Below are 13,997 nucleotides of genomic sequence, written 5' to 3' on the forward strand. Positions count from 1 at the left end.
AACGCAGCAAGTACAATGAGCTGTATATTCCACTGGGTCATCCGCTAGGAGGATGGCCCAGCTTTGTTAATACTCCAGCTCTTGTTCGCCCCATGCTACCTGCTAACCGACGACAATTTCTCGCCATCGCGGCGGCCTCGACCGTCCTTGCTCAACAATCCGTACAGGGTCAAGAAACGGCGAGCCAGGCGAATGCCAAACCCGCGTATGCTTCACGATACCTGGCCCGCCCAGCGATCGCAGCCTACTCACTGAGGCAACATTTCAGCTGGTCACGAGGCAAAAAGCAAAAGCCAAAATCGCCCGCCATCGACATGTTCGGGTTTATTGATTTCTGTGCGGAACAGGATGCAGCTGCCGAATTGACATCCTACTTCTTCGCTCCCGACGTGAGCGATTCAGAACTGCTGGATCTGAAACGCCATGCCTTTCGTAGTGGAGTCGCGATCTGCGGCACGTCGATCGGAAATCGGTTTGACGAACGGACGGGCGCCGAACTGGAAAAAGACATCGTCGATGCCGAGCGTTGGATCGACCGCGCGGCCCTTCTAGGCGCCTCTCACATCCGCTTCTTTGCCGGCAAAGCGGCCACCCTTGCGGACCCTGTACGGTTCCAGCGAAGCGTCGATTCCGTCCGCCGCTGTGCCAAACTTGCCGCGGACCGGGGTGTGATGATCGGAATCGAAAACCACGGTGGCATCACCGCGGAAACGTTGCTCCGCTTCCTCGACGAAGTCGACAGCGATTGGGTCGGTATCAACTTGGATACAGGGAACTTTCCAACCAATCCATACAAACAACTGGCCGCCTGCGTAGAGCGAGCCGTCCACGTGCAGTGGAAAGTAGCGATCCGTAACGAAGCAGGCAAAAAGGAACCAGCCGATTTCGCTCGGTTTGCCCAAATCCTTCGAGACGGAAAATACTCCGGTTACGTTGCTTTGGAGTACGAAGAAAATGGGGACGCATTTGAGGAAACGGAAGCCGCCTACAAGCAGATGAAATTGGCCTTGCAAACTCCCGCTTAAGATCCCGCAGGGAGTACAATTTGTCGGTTCACCCAAGCGAACCACCCCACTTGAATCGTTACTCTTAGAAGCCCCACCATGGTCGCCAAACGACGTCAATTCATTACCGATTCTATTCTCTTGGCATCCTCCGCAGTCGCGTTCCCACACGTTGCCGGAGCCGCTCAGTCCAAACGAATCAAAATCGGGCAAATCGGCACCGCCCACGCCCATGCCTCTGGAAAAATGTCTGCGATCCGCAGCCTACCGGAGATTTTTGAAGTCGTTGGGATTGTCGAACCGGATAAGGAACGTCGTAAAAAAGCTGAAAGTGCCGCCGCATACCAAGGACTGACTTTCCTAGAACAGGATCAACTCCTTAATACTCCAGGGCTAGCGGCAGTTGCGGTTGAAACCGAGATCGAGCAACTGACACCAACGGCCATTCAGTGCCTGAAAGCGGGCATGCACGTTCATGTCGACAAACCTGCCGGCACAACGATGACCGAATGCCATGCACTGCACGACGAAGCAACCCGTCAGGGCAAGACCGTGCAAATGGGGTACATGCTGCGGTACAACCCTGCATTTGAATTGCTTTTCCAAGTCATTCGTGATGGCTGGCTTGGCAACCTGACCGAACTGTCTGGGACGATGGGAAAATACGCGAACGATGCGACGCGCAAACAACTTGCCGCCTTTCCTGGAGGGGGCATGTTTGAATTGGCATGCCACCTGATCGACGCAATGGTCACCGTGCTAGGCAAACCGGACCAAGTCACGCCGTATGCGTTCCGCAGCCATCCAGAAAAAGACACGTTTGCCGACAATCAATTGGCAACGTTTCATTACCCCAACCTTGTTGCCACCATTCGCTGTAACCACATCGATCCTTTCGGTGGGCCAAGGCGAGCCTTTGAAGTGGCTGGCGAAGCAGGGCTCTTTCAGATCCAGCCCCTTGAACCGGGCAAGGTCCGCTTAGGCCTGACGCAGCCGCATGGTCCGTTCAAAAAGGGATTCCAAAACGTTCCCGTGCGAAAAACGACCGGACGATACGACGACGAATTTCGTGACTTGGCGAAAATCGCCCGTGGCGAAAAGGAACTCGCATGGGATTCAAAACACGACCTGGCCGTCCACGAAGCAGTGCTTCTCGCCAGCGGAATGCCCATTAACTGATCCCACCGAACGGCAAGCCAGCCCCTGGGTTTGGCAGCCTGCCCGCTGGAAAGACACCGCTACTCAAACCGCCTCTGAACCGACCCCATGCAAATCCAATCCTTACGCGGACTCCTGCTCGTGGCCCTGTTGGTCGCCAGCCCTCAAGTACTGACCGCACAGCAAGACTCCCTCACGATTGGCCTGATCGGAGATTCAACGGTTGCCGACACCTATGGCTGGGGCCCCGCCTTCGCCAAACGATTTAACAACAACACCCAAGTCCTAAACTACGCCAGAAATGGTGCAACGCTGAACTCTCTGTCGCGCCGGTTTGATGAACTCCTGAAACAAAAACCCGATGTTGTGCTGATTCAATTTGGGCACAATGACCAGAAAAGATATGGAACCGATGTCTATCAGAACCACCTGAATTCGTACGTTCAAAGAGCTCGCGAAGCAGGCAGCAAGGTGATCATCCTTAGTTCGGTAACGCGCCGCAACTTTGACAAAGAAGGCAAAATACAGCTGCGAGAAGAGAACCTGAAGGGGAACCTTGCGACTTTCGCCAAAGCGGCCGCAAAGGTTGCCAAAGAGCAACAGCTTACCTTCATCGACCTGCATTCGATCAGCATCGAACATCACAACAAGTTAGGTCCTGAAGCGACCGCCGCGTATAACTTCAGCGAGAGCGACACGACGCACTTCAGCGAAGCCGGAGCCAACGCGACAGCGGACCTGATCATTACCGAACTTCGATCCGCTGCCCCTGAATTGGCTCCCTACCTTTTGGCAAAGTAAAGTCACTTCGTTGCGTCCTACCGATGCTCCGAATCGGAAGGTTTTCCCTTCCCTTCGGCTTCGGTCAGCGACCCCAGATAGGCAACCAAATCGCGGAGTTCGCGAGGCGACAGATAATTCAGCAAATCAGCCGGCATCGCTGATTTCCCTTTTTCCCTGGCGACAATTTCTTCTTTGAACAGCGTCACGCGGGTTCCGTCGGCTTTGATCAATTCGACCTGTTCGTCGTCCTCTTTGGTGACGATCCCGATATGGGTTACACCGATGTCATCGGCAATCACGGCTGTTTCAAATCCTTCGGCGATCGCGGCATCCGGAAGGGCAATCGAAGCAAGCAGATAGGGTAGATCACGGGTTTTACCAATCACGCTCAGGTCCGGTCCGACGTCGCCACCAGTACCGTTCACTTTGTGGCAACGAACGCAGGAGAGTTCGGTTTTGCCGACGAACAGCTTCCGACCAGCCTCGACGTCGCCTCCTTTAAGGCTGAACATCCACTTTCCGATCGGTGAAGTTTCCTCCTGCTCCTTTTCAAAAGCTGTCAGTCGGCCCGCCATCGCTTCACTAAGCTGCCCCTTCGCGGCTTCGACCAAATTCAGCTGGGTATCGGCAGGCACCGAACCATCCAAAAGGTCCTCGACTCCGGCGTTCAAGATACCGGCGGTCGCTTCGGTTTTAATCTGTCCCAGCAGATCCCAAGCAAGTTGACGTTCCAACAGGACATCGCTTTTTGTTGCCTTTTCCAGCACCACAATATTTGCCGCTGGCTGCGTTCGCGACAGTACCCGTAAGGCTGCCAAGCGGAGCGGAACATGAGCACTTGCCAGCGAACTTTTTGCGGCCGCGGTAGCCTTCGCCGGATCTAATTTGGCCAACGACTGCAAGGCCGAAGCCCGAGACGCTGGAGGGATGTCCTTGCTCTCGACACGTTTGAGCAGAACCGGAACCACGTCATCCAATCCCAAACTTGCGGCCAGAGCAACCGCTTGGGTCTTGATGGCATCGGAAGCCGACAGCAACTGCGGCATCTCCGTTTTCAAAGCGACCTGGACTTCGACCACCGGACGTTTTGTCAAAGGCCGGTAAGCGTTCAACACACGGTCCCGCGGATCGGGTTCGCCCCACGCATCCAACATCGCCAGGGCTTCCAGTCGCATCGCTTCGTCGGCTCCGGCCCGGGCTGCAAAATGGACCAAACGTTCAGCCGCCTGAGCGGTCCCAAGTCGATAATTCGCATTCAAGACACGACGTTGAGTTTCTTGATCAGCAATCGGCTGCTCCAACCGCGAAGCCAACACTTCCAGGGCAACACCAATCGGTTCATCGTGGATCGCCCGAGCGGCCTCCGCGACAACCAGCGGGGAAGGGTCCTGCAGGAATTCGCCCACCGAAGCACTCCCCATTCGTCGCAGTGCTACGACCAGAGCCCTCCGCACCGACTCGTTGGGATGATTGCGAAAACCAGTCAATTGCTCGGGCGTGGCCGAACCAACCAAAGCCATCACCCCGGCATGCCGCAGCGCCGGGTCCCGATTGTCGTTCGCTTCCAAGAACCGAATGACATCATGAATCGCATCCGCCGCTTTGATTTCCCCCAAAGCCATCGCCGCGAAATACTGGACTCGCGCAGAGGGGCTTGCAAGCTGCTCTCTCAAACCATCCACCAACTTCGATTTCTGCGTTTCCGAGGGCAGGTTTTCACCACAGAATTTTGCGGCAGCAGCCGCGACGTAATCATCTTTGTCTTTTAGTAACGCCAGCACCGCAGCAAAGGCATCCACGTCGGGCGTCTCCTGCCGACGAACGATTTGGTCGACTCCCCAAATCGCATGCAGCCGAGCGGTACGCGTTGCCTGGGCATCGGTGGCCACTGCCAGCAAACTGGCACTCGCATTTCGCTCGGCCAATTGCAACTGAGATTCCAGTCGGACGCGACGGTCGGGATGCGCCAACCAGGCGACAAGTTTTGCTTCGTCATAATCAGCCCAATTGCCTTGCAAAATCTGCTGGACTTCCTTGACCAGTTTTTCGTCCTTTGCATTCGGATCGGTCACTCGATAAATCCGGCCTTTACCTTCTCCGTTCCATCCGTTCACCCAATCGGAAATCCAGATCGCTCCATCCGGACCAAACATGACATCGGTCGCCAAGACACTCCAGATCAACTGGTCATCGGCCGCCAATTGATAAAAGGCACCATCCGGTTCCAAACGAAACGAGCGAACACCACTGTTGCCAGGCGTCCCGCGGAAATCGGCCAGCAAGAAGGTATCTTTCAACCGATCGCCGAATCCGGTCCCTGGGTAATAGGCCAACCCCGAGGGTCCGTCGGCAAAGTTGATGATCGGAGGCACCAAGTAGGCGGGCTGTTCTGGATGAAAGGGCTCCCAGATTTTTTCGCGATTGAACGGCCCTCGATCGGGCAGGTACTGGTAATACATCCGCCAACCGCTATCGCCCCCCTGCAGGATGTGAATCAACCGAGCTCGGTCACCACTATCACTGTTGTTGTCGCCGCTAAACAAATCCCCGACGTCGTTGAAAGCAAGCTCCTGCGGGTTACGCATTCCTCTAGCGAAAACCTCCAGCCCACTCCCATCCAATTCGCAGCGAAAAACGGCTCCTGAGGCAGGATCGACCAACCGCTTGTTCTCGGCGGTTGTGACGTTGTAACCGCGGTCCCCGATACTGAAATACAAACGTCCATCGGGGCCGATGATCAGGCCATGCATGTCATGACCGCGAAAAGCAACGCGTACTCCATAGCCGTCGGACATGACGATCGATTCGTCGACTTTACCGTCATCGTCCTTGTCGACCAACTTCCACAATTTGGGGATACAAGTCAGATACAGATGGTCGCCACGGGCCAAAACGCCGGCAGCCGTCCCTTCTTCGATCCGGTTGAATCCTTCGATAAACGTGGTTGCTTCGTCCGCCACGCCATCGCCATCGGTATCAACCAAGCGGCGAATGCGATCAATTTCGGTCGTGTAGCCCTTGCCCTGATCGGGGAGCAATCGCTTGTGGTAGTCGATACGATCCTGAACGGTTTTGGACGCCAGGTCGGCAAGCAACCACGTTTCGTCGTGGTTCCGGTTGTCGGTAACGCCCATGCTCTGACGATACGATTCCGCTACGAACACGCGGCCGCGATAATCGATATCAAAGGCGACGATATTGGCCGTCATCGGCTCGGCGGCAAACAACCGAACCTGCCAGTCCTCGGGCAACCGCATCGCCTGCATCGCCGCTTTGGGCTCATCCGACGCTTCGGCTATCTTCGGCTGGTTCTGGGCAGACACGCCACAGCAGGCCCCAAAAGCAACGAACCAAGAAAAAACAACGATCCGTAACCGAGTCATAAACAGTGACTTTCTGAGGGATAGGACAGGCGAGCAGCAACAATGGATCCATTGTAAAGTCAACGACCAAAACTGTCACTTGTCCGCCACTCGCAGAAGTCACAAAGACCAACTACCCCACAAATTCTTAGCGAATGAGGAGCAGTACCTGGCTTTGGATATCGGGTCCCAAAGGAGCCGACCCGACGGCTTTCCAGGAATCTCGCTGCAAAGGCTGAAGACGGGATGGCCCGTCGGGAAATTCAAAGTTCTCCGCTCCGGCACCTTGGCGAGTCAACTGCCAAGCCGTCGATGCGCCACCTTCGTGCTGAACCTTGGCAGGATCGATTTTTTCCAGTTCCTTCACCGCAGCAACCACGGGTGGATCAAAAGCCAGACTCCACCGAAGTCCCGCGATATTGTCACTGTCGGCAAACATGGAAACCATAAACCGATCCAGCGACTTGCCAGAAGCTTCGACATACAGGATCGACCCATTCGCTCCCGCCTCGGCTTCGGCAGCAACCAAATTGGCTTCCTGCAAATAACTGACAACCTCATCCGCAACCGGCTGACGTGCTTTCAGATCAATTCCCGCTTCTTTCAAAGCGGCCACAACCGCACCGTTCGCTTTCCCAAGTTCGGTCTGCGATACCTCGTAGACCATGACCATCTTCAAATCGTCTGCGGGAACCTGAAGCGAGGGAGAAAATTCTGCAGCAGATCGATCCGCTGCGACCATTTCTGGCGTGGGGACATCGCCCATGGCAGCCGGTGGCGGAACCAGATCCGTAGCGGGTACTTCTTGCGCGGATTCGGAAGCTGCGACGGCCATCGAAGGATTCGCCTGCGGCAATTCAACCGCTGGCGCGTTCGCCAAATCACCGCTGGGGACGGCAGGAACGACGCGATTCGATCCGGCCACTTCAGGCCCATCGACACCTGAATCGCCGCCTGGCATCAACCCTAAGTAAGCCAACATCAGACAGGCAGCCAAAGCGGCAACCGCGATCACAACCGGTTTCCAGTTTTTCTTATTGTCGGCAGGTTTTAGCGGAACCGTCGGTGCAACACCCTCGGCTTGATCCACGGCCGCGAGGACGCGATCGGCAAAGCCGGCATCCAAACGAACGTTTTCAAACCGCGAATCTCCAAGCATCGCCTGCAGACGCAGGGCTCGTTCGGCCAGCAAATCATCCAAACGTTCCGCCAAAGCAGAATCGTTCGCCAAGGCGTCTTCAACCGCCTGACGTTCGTCGCCGCGAAGAGCATCATCCAGATACTCCTCTAGCAACTGTTCGATATTTTCGGGGGGGAGTGCCATGCCTCGTCCGCCTTCATCCATAGCTGATTCATAAAACCCCTGGCGATGAATCCATTCATTTTCCAGGGGACGAAGACGGCGTTAACATAGCCGTCAAGCAAATTCATAACGTTCCGATGCCCTTGCCGCCACACAAGTTCCCCCGCAGCCCGCTTCCGCACCGTATTTTTCCCGGAAAAATCTCCTTTTCTTGGGTATGCCAACGACCAAGAGCAAAAAACGCAGCAAAACCGGTGAAATGGCCACCCCTGTCGCCGGCATTCGCGGATTTAGAAGAAACCGCTGAGGGCGAACAGAAAATCATTCGCTAAGTCATTCGTTGCGGCGGGGGACCAGAACGCCGATGCCTAAGAGGATTGCCAATGGTCGCTCGCTTTCGACTTCTAAAGATCCTTGTCCGAATCCTGTTTATGTGAGCCGCTTCGCTCAGGATCCTGGGCTCTTACGAAGAAAAACCAGGCGGAACCACCTCCTGCCAAAACGATCCCCAAAACAAGAACCGCTAACCCAACGGCAACCTTCATCGCATTTTTCCTTGCAATATCGAAATTTCCAAAGATTCCTACCAGGACAATCACCCTAGCAGTTTCACCTCTAAATCGGGTAGCTGCTGCGGCAATGTTTCCGCGCTATCCTTTCGCGCCTTTTCAAGCCGTTCTATACTCTCGGAATTGGAAGTCAGCACGACCACGACCAGAAAAGATCTTTCGATGAAAATCCACGAATATCAAGCAAAGCAGCTGTTTCGCAAAGCAGGCGTCCCGGTACTGGAAGGGATTGTCGCCCGCACGCCTGACGAAGCCAAAGCCGCATTTGAAAAACTAGGCGGATCTTTGGCGGTGGTAAAAGCCCAGATCCACGCCGGTGGTCGCGGTAAAGGGAACATCATTGACAATCCCGAGCAAAAAGGGGTTGTCCTCGTCCGCAGTGCGGCTGAAGCCGAAGCGGCCGCCAACGGACTGCTGGGCAAAACCCTGGTCACGATCCAAACCGGCCCTGAAGGCCAAAAAGTCAACCAAATTTTCGTCGAGCAGGGCTGCGACATCGCTCGTGAATTGTACATGGGCATCGTCCTTGACCGCTCCACTGCGACGCCGGTCCTGATGGTCAGCAGTGAAGGGGGCGTCGAAATTGAAAAGGTCGCCGAAGAAACCCCTGAACTAATCCTTAAAGAACATTTTGATCCCGCCGTTGGCATCGAAGCTTTTCAGGTCCGCAAGATCTGCAAAAAGCTAGGAATTTCGGGGACAGCCGCAAAAAGTGCGGGCAAATTCATTGCCGCCCTTTGCAAATTCTATGTCGCTACCGATTGCGAGATGGCCGAAATCAATCCGTTGGTGATCGACGCCGAAGGGGGCATGGTTGCTCTGGATGCCAAGATCACGTTTGACGACAACGCCATGTTCCGCCATCCCGACCTAAAAGAACTGCGGGACCTGGACGAAGAGGATCCCGCCGAGGTTCGAGCCGCCAATTCCGGGCTCAGCTACGTCACTCTGGACGGGAACATTGGCTGCCTGGTCAATGGTGCCGGTCTGGCGATGAGCACGATGGACATCATCAAATACCACGGCGGAGAGCCTTCGAACTTCTTGGACGTTGGTGGTGGTGCCAATACCGAGCAGGTCACCGAAGCCTTCCGCATCCTGCTGGCGGACCCGAACTGCAAAGCGGTTCTGGTTAACATTTTTGGCGGGATCGCTCGTTGCACCACGATTGCGACCGCAATCATCGAAGCCAGCAAACAGGTTGGGTTTAACGTTCCTTTGGTCGTCCGTCTGGAAGGGACCGAAGTCGAAGAGGGACGCAAGATGCTGGCCGACAGCGATGTCGACATCATTTCCGCCGTCGACCTAACCGATGCGGCGGCCAAAGTCGTCGCAGCGAGCAAGTAAAGCGATTCGTCGCTTGCTCTGGCTCAACTACCTTTCGAATTCTCCCCCAACGTCATTCCCTGACACCGTCACCCCAATCCTGAAACTTAACTCATGAGCATTCTGGTTGACAGTCAAACACGCGTCATCTGCCAAGGTATTACCGGTAGCGCAGGTACTTTCCACACGCGTGGCTGCAAAGAATATGGCACCCAAATGGTCGGCGGTGTCACCCCGGGCAAAGGCGGCCAGTCGGTAGAAGGACTGCCTGTCTTTGATACCGTCGAAGAAGCCGTCCAAGAAACCGGTGCCGATGCGACGATGATCTTCGTCCCACCTCCGTTTGCTGCCGACGCCATCCTCGAAGCCCTCGACGCGGGGATCAAAGTGATCGCCGCGATCACCGAAGGAGTCCCGGTCCTCGATATGGTCCGTGTCTACCAACGTGTGCGAGCCAGCGATGCGGTTCTAATCGGTCCTAACTGCCCCGGTCTGATCACTCCCGGCGAATGCAAAATCGGCATCATGCCCGGTTACATTCATCAGCCCGGAAAAGTCGGCGTCATGAGCCGCAGTGGTACCTTGACCTACGAAGCGGTCTGGCAGACCAGCGGACTAGGACTGGGACAAAGCACCTGCGTCGGACTGGGTGGAGACCCCATCGTCGGCACAAGCTACATCGACCTGTTCAAGCTGTACGAAAACGATCCCCAGACCGAAGCGATTTTGATGATCGGTGAAATCGGGGGAAGTGCCGAAGAAGAAGCAGCTGCCTACGTTAAACAACATGTGACCAAACCGGTTGCTGCGTTCATCGCAGGACGCACCGCACCTCCCGGAAAACGGATGGGGCATGCCGGTGCGATCATCAGTGGTGGTAAAGGAACGGCTGCCGAAAAGGTCTCGGCACTCGAAGACGCCGGAATTGTCGTCGCTCCAACCCCCGCCGACATGGGAACCGCTGTGAAAGAAGCCATCGATCGCAGCGAATACAATTAATCCGCTGATCACGATATTGCTCCTTAACGGCAATGCAAAATTCAAAACCTCCTGCGACTTCGCAGGAGGTTTTCTATTGCGCAGCCCTCAACCCTCACTCCGCAAGCCAATCGAAAGAGGCGAACGTCATGAGGGTGAGGCGCGAGGATCGATACGGTGCGAAACGAATTTACCTAAGTGCTGGAACCTGTTTTCGCGTCGCCGCTTAGAGGAGACCCCGAGGTGGCTGGTTTGAAAACGAAGATCGGCTTCAACAACTCTCTTCTCACAATGTGCTGCAAGCGTTCGATGTAGGATTGGCTCAGCCGCGTCCCCTTTGACATCAGACGAGACCCATCGGCCTGGGATTCCACATGCTCGGCAAGCACCATCCCTTCACGCAGTTGCCGTGCCGTGACTTCGATCACAATCCTTGTCGCTCCTCCGGCATCCCGACTCCCGCACGCAGTCGGGAACGCATCGACGACCAAGCTGGGAATTTCGGGCATTCGCGCGGTGACCGCTTGAGCGATCGCTGCGGAGGGAAGGCCACTCCGCTCAAACGCTTCGGCTTCCATCGCCGCCCGCACCAACGTTGCTCCCGATTCGATTCGCTCCTGAGTGCTAGAAGGTTTCAGCGTGAATTTACCGATTGCCGTCGGATGGTTCCCGACCATCTCCGCGACCGCTTCCAATCGTGGAATGTTGCGAATCAGGCGTTTACCCGCCTGAGCTTGCTGGACGCCGATGGTCGCCGACCCGATCCCGTCAGCCGCAGCCGACTCATCCGACAAGGAAACAACACACCCAACGTTTGCCAACTGAGCCGCCAACCTATATTCCCAGCACTCCTCGATCCCTAAATGTTTCATGATTTGTGCCAGGACCGCACTGACCGCATGAGATCGCCGAAACAGTTTTGGATGGGCTAGTTCAAGGACCTCGGTTAACACGACAACCGATCCGCAGAAAGTATTCTGCAGCAAGTCCTGCTCAACTTGCAACAAACTGTACTGCTGGATCCCCGCTTCAATCGCTTCCCCCAACAATCGACTTGGGCAAGGCTTCGTCAAGAACCGAAAGACCTGACCACGATTGACCGCCTCGGAGGCCGTCGTTAAATCCTGATTGCCGGTCAGCATCATGTAGACCGTATGTTTCGTCGACTGCCTTGCTCTTTCGATGAATTCCAGACCATCCATGACTGGCATTCGCATATCACTAACCACCACCGCGAACGGTGACTTGCGATCAAATAGTGTCAAAGCATGTTTCGCCGAATCGGCCACTTGCAAATCAAATCGATCGCCAAAACGACGCTCAATTCCCTGTAACAATTTCTGATCGTCATCCACGAAAAGGACTTTTCGATTGACTAAACTCATCCGATCAAATCCTCTGTATCGCCCCATTGGCAGGCCTCAGCAAACGCTGGCTCTACCTCCTCGAAAGGCTGGCTTGTCGATTCTTGAAAAAATTCTATCTCGGGTTCTTCAACGGGTTGCTTGGGAAGCAGCACCGTAAAGACGGTTCCTTGCCCGGGCTCACTTTCCACACTCAGTTCGCCGTGATGCACATTGACAACCACGTCATAACAAATTGTCAAACCTTGCCCGGTCCCTTTACCAACATCTTTGGTGGTAAAAAACGGATCAAAGACACGTCCTAACCAGGTTGCAGGAATCCCAGCCCCCGAATCCGCGATCTGAATTTCGACAACATCTGCATGGTCGATGGTGCGGATTTGCAATGTCCCTTTGTGCTCTGGATTGTCGCCATACTTTTCGGCGATCGCATCACTTGCATTCACAATCAGATTTAGAAGCACCTGATTAACCCCTGCGATATTGCAGGTCAGGTGCAATGGACGGTCCCCTAAATCCAACGTCAAATCGGCGACATACTTCCAACGATTGCGAGTGATCGTCGCGGCGCTGCGCACCAATTCATTGATGTCCGTCGATTCTTTCTGGTTTTTACCGGGATGCGAGAACTGTTTCATCGCCTGGGTAATTCCAGTGACACGCTGATAGCCGTCTTTGCAATCTTCCAAAGAAGCTCGGATCTTTTCCTGTAGCGATTCAACTCGCGATGGTTCCGTGTCGCCGCTTCGAATCTGAAAATAGCTTTCCGCCCATTCCTGCAAACATTCGATATTGTCTCCGATGTACTGCATCGGAGAATTGATTTCGTGTGCAATTCCCGCCGCGATCTGTCCGATCGATTCTAGTTTCTGAGCCTGCGCGAGCTGAGCCTGAAGCTGTTTGTATTCCGTGACGTTATCATGCGAGACGACAATTCGCGTTTCGTCGGCGTCATGAAAGCGAGCGGCGCGGACGGTGTACCAATGGCTTCCCGATGGCTTGGTTACATCCTTATATTCACGAAACAATGAATCTTTCTGATTCGCAATGATTGCCTCCAAATGTTGGACCAAAGGGGCAACCTGCTGACGAAACGGTTCGGGAACGGACTTGCAAATTGTTAAATAATTTGCCCCGACCACACACTCTCCGGACGCCAAAGGCGATCCCCCCGGAGCCGTCGATTCCCAGGCAGCGTTTAACGCCAGGATGATTCCGCGGCTGTCGATAATTGCGACCTGCGTCGTCAGTGCATCCAATGTCGACTGCAAAAATTCTTTGGACTGTGACAACAGGCCAGCAGTCTTGGTAAGCGAAACAGACTGTTCCTCAACGCGATCTTCCAAACGTTTTCGATAGGCTTTGTTCTCGGCTTCCAACATGGTTCGTTTGGTTAATGTCGCGGCCAGCTGGGCGACTTCGCAGTTGTCAAACGGCTTTTTCAAGATCAACATTCGATCGCTGATCCCTAGCTGATCGATAATTTCGGGCCACGTGTAATCGGTAAAAGCCGTACAGATGACAACATTCAAGGAGGGAGCGACACTCCAGATCTTTTGAATGGTCTGTATTCCATCCCACCCCGGAGGCATTCGCATATCCACAAACGCCAATCCATAGGGTCTGCCGCTTTCGATGGCGGACAAGACTTTTCTAAGTCCTTCTTCCCCCTGGTAGGCCGAATCGACCTCATAGACGTTTTTTTCCAACGAGCTGACCGATTCACCAAAAATCGCGGCCTCCGCCGCTTCAAGCGCGAATTCATCCCGCCCTCCTTGCAGGATCTTCCGAAAATCGTCGTGGATCGCTGGATTATCATCGATCACCAAGATTCGGTTTAGATTGGTTGAATCAGCTTGAGCCATTTTTCTCTCGTTTTAGCGTCACGCAGAATCAAAACACATCCATCAAACGCTCGATGGTTGGCTGTTGATCCGCCCAAACGTAGAACAACGGAAACTCTCCCCGCCGAGGAAAACTTTATATTGCGGGTTTCCCTACCCGTGATTTTCTCGGCAGACGGCAAAACACCACTCACCCTCGACAACGACTCGTTTTCTGTAGAATCTCAAGAAGTATCGATTTGTGACCGTTTTGTAACCATTCATGCAAATAGACGCAGGGCTGGCCACAATGGAATCCGCCCGCCC

General features: G+C 54.6%; 9 protein-coding genes. 5 read left to right on the forward strand and 4 right to left on the reverse strand.

What is annotated here, in order from left to right:
• Window positions 1-92 precede the first annotated feature (92 nt).
• From FF011L_RS20955 to FF011L_RS20965, 3 genes are all read left to right on the forward strand, one after another.
• Entirely contained in the window at window positions 93-1,025 is a 933-nt protein-coding gene (locus FF011L_RS20955; RefSeq protein WP_145353939.1) for a sugar phosphate isomerase/epimerase family protein, read from the forward strand.
• Window positions 1,026-1,103: 78 nt separating this feature from the next.
• The gene (locus tag FF011L_RS20960) at window positions 1,104-2,183 is read left to right on the forward strand and encodes a Gfo/Idh/MocA family protein (protein ID WP_145353940.1); all 1,080 of its coding nucleotides are present in this window, start codon (window positions 1,104-1,106) and stop codon (window positions 2,181-2,183) included.
• Between the two features lie 87 nt (window positions 2,184-2,270).
• Window positions 2,271-2,963, forward strand: a complete 693-nt coding sequence (locus FF011L_RS20965; RefSeq protein ID WP_145353941.1) for a GDSL-type esterase/lipase family protein — start codon at window positions 2,271-2,273, stop codon at window positions 2,961-2,963.
• Window positions 2,964-2,980: 17 nt separating this feature from the next.
• Here FF011L_RS20965 and FF011L_RS20970 read toward each other — a convergent pair whose 3' ends face one another.
• A complete protein-coding gene (locus tag FF011L_RS20970) occupies window positions 2,981-6,268 on the reverse strand; it encodes a PVC-type heme-binding CxxCH protein (protein WP_218932778.1) in 3,288 nt (1,095 codons plus the stop codon).
• A gap of 187 nt (window positions 6,269-6,455) precedes the next feature.
• Complete coding sequence (locus tag FF011L_RS20975; protein WP_145353943.1) at window positions 6,456-7,631, reverse strand: anti-sigma factor family protein; 1,176 nt, start codon at window positions 7,629-7,631, stop codon at window positions 6,456-6,458.
• A gap of 710 nt (window positions 7,632-8,341) precedes the next feature.
• Between FF011L_RS20975 and sucC the strand changes: the two genes are divergently transcribed.
• The gene (gene sucC, locus FF011L_RS20980) at window positions 8,342-9,526 is read left to right on the forward strand and encodes an ADP-forming succinate--CoA ligase subunit beta (protein WP_145353944.1); all 1,185 of its coding nucleotides are present in this window, start codon (window positions 8,342-8,344) and stop codon (window positions 9,524-9,526) included.
• A gap of 93 nt (window positions 9,527-9,619) precedes the next feature.
• A complete protein-coding gene (gene sucD / locus FF011L_RS20985) occupies window positions 9,620-10,504 on the forward strand; it encodes a succinate--CoA ligase subunit alpha (protein WP_145353945.1) in 885 nt (294 codons plus the stop codon).
• Window positions 10,505-10,677: 173 nt separating this feature from the next.
• On the opposite strand, the gene FF011L_RS20990 is transcribed toward sucD, so the two are convergent.
• Together FF011L_RS20990 and FF011L_RS20995 are read right to left on the reverse strand one after the other, a co-directional pair.
• On the reverse strand, window positions 10,678-11,868 hold the full coding sequence (locus FF011L_RS20990) for a response regulator (RefSeq protein WP_218932779.1): 1,191 nt from the start codon (window positions 11,866-11,868) through the stop codon (window positions 10,678-10,680).
• On the reverse strand, window positions 11,865-13,712 hold the full coding sequence (locus tag FF011L_RS20995) for an ATP-binding protein (RefSeq protein WP_145353947.1): 1,848 nt from the start codon (window positions 13,710-13,712) through the stop codon (window positions 11,865-11,867). The genes FF011L_RS20990 and FF011L_RS20995 overlap by 4 nt, the downstream gene beginning before the upstream one ends.
• Window positions 13,713-13,997: the final 285 nt, after the last annotated feature.

The sequence above is a fragment of the Roseimaritima multifibrata genome (assembly GCF_007741495.1).
Classification (GTDB): domain Bacteria; phylum Planctomycetota; class Planctomycetia; order Pirellulales; family Pirellulaceae; genus Roseimaritima; species Roseimaritima multifibrata.

Excerpts from the sequence above, each read along its gene's own strand:
- FF011L_RS20965 (WP_145353941.1), top strand. The coding sequence starts at position 2,271 with ATGCAAATCCAATCCTTACGCGGACTCCTGCTCGTGGCCCTGTTGGTC.
- FF011L_RS20990 (WP_218932779.1), bottom strand. The coding sequence starts at position 11,868 with ATGAGTTTAGTCAATCGAAAAGTCCTTTTCGTGGATGACGATCAGAAA.
- FF011L_RS20975 (WP_145353943.1), bottom strand. The coding sequence starts at position 7,631 with ATGGCACTCCCCCCCGAAAATATCGAACAGTTGCTAGAGGAGTATCTG.
- FF011L_RS20960 (WP_145353940.1), top strand. The coding sequence starts at position 1,104 with ATGGTCGCCAAACGACGTCAATTCATTACCGATTCTATTCTCTTGGCA.
- sucC (WP_145353944.1), top strand. The coding sequence starts at position 8,342 with ATGAAAATCCACGAATATCAAGCAAAGCAGCTGTTTCGCAAAGCAGGC.
- FF011L_RS20995 (WP_145353947.1), bottom strand. The coding sequence starts at position 13,712 with ATGGCTCAAGCTGATTCAACCAATCTAAACCGAATCTTGGTGATCGAT.
- sucD (WP_145353945.1), top strand. The coding sequence starts at position 9,620 with ATGAGCATTCTGGTTGACAGTCAAACACGCGTCATCTGCCAAGGTATT.
- FF011L_RS20955 (WP_145353939.1), top strand. The coding sequence starts at position 93 with ATGCTACCTGCTAACCGACGACAATTTCTCGCCATCGCGGCGGCCTCG.